Annotated in this window: 1 protein-coding gene; it reads right to left on the bottom strand. The window is 35.5% G+C overall.

Features of this window, described 5'->3' with window-relative positions:
• A partial coding sequence (locus CLD20_RS19950; protein ID WP_255600018.1) for a protein rep occupies positions 1-610 on the bottom strand: 610 nt, incomplete at its 3' end.
• Positions 611-727: the final 117 nt, after the last annotated feature.

The following is a 727-nucleotide window of genomic DNA, read 5'->3' as shown; positions in this document are numbered from 1 at the left end:
CTATTAATCTTTTATAAGAAAGGGCGTTGTCCAACGCCAAAACAGTTTCTACATTTTCCTCTGTGACCTTATTTCCTTTGATAACATCAGTATCCTTTACTGGATACTTTGATACTTCTAAAATAGCATTTTGTTCTTTCATAGCTTTTTTTAAATCTTTTTCATATGTTTCTAGTTCATTTAAATTTTCTTTTGGTTTTACTTTTTGAATATGAACAATTGGCTTGTAATCTAATTTCATAGCTTTTTGCCAAAGGCTTGTCCATTCTGATTGCTTTATGTAATTCTTTGCAAAATAACTAGGAGGAACACAGAGCAACACATGAAAATGAGGATGATACGTTCCAAACGATTCACTTTCAGGGTCACGATTCTTTGTAACCTCTAAGGCTCGAAAATAGCCCCTTACAGACGTTTTAAAAGCTTTGTACTTAGTAAACCTATTAAAACCATTAAACATGTCTGAAATCGTCTCAGAAAGGCTCTCAGCGTCCGTATTCTTAACCGTAAGAGTTAAGAATAGCCAACGGACATTTTCACGCTCATTCGCCGTCTCAACAATTCTCTTATTGTGATAAGCAATTTTCAACGACCTTCGCCAGTTACACATAGGACATAACCTCACTTTACAAAACCATGCTTGATATAGCTTCAACGCTTCTCCCGTATGCTTGAAAACTAATTGCGTGGCACAATCTTTCATTCGTTCAGCTTTGCTATGTAATCC

Source organism: Afifella sp. IM 167 (assembly GCF_020144925.1).
In the GTDB taxonomy this organism is placed as follows: Bacteria; Pseudomonadota; Alphaproteobacteria; order Rhizobiales; family Afifellaceae; genus Afifella.
The sequence above is the reverse complement of the archived record's forward strand: the minus strand, read 5'-3'. Positions and strand labels throughout refer to the sequence as shown.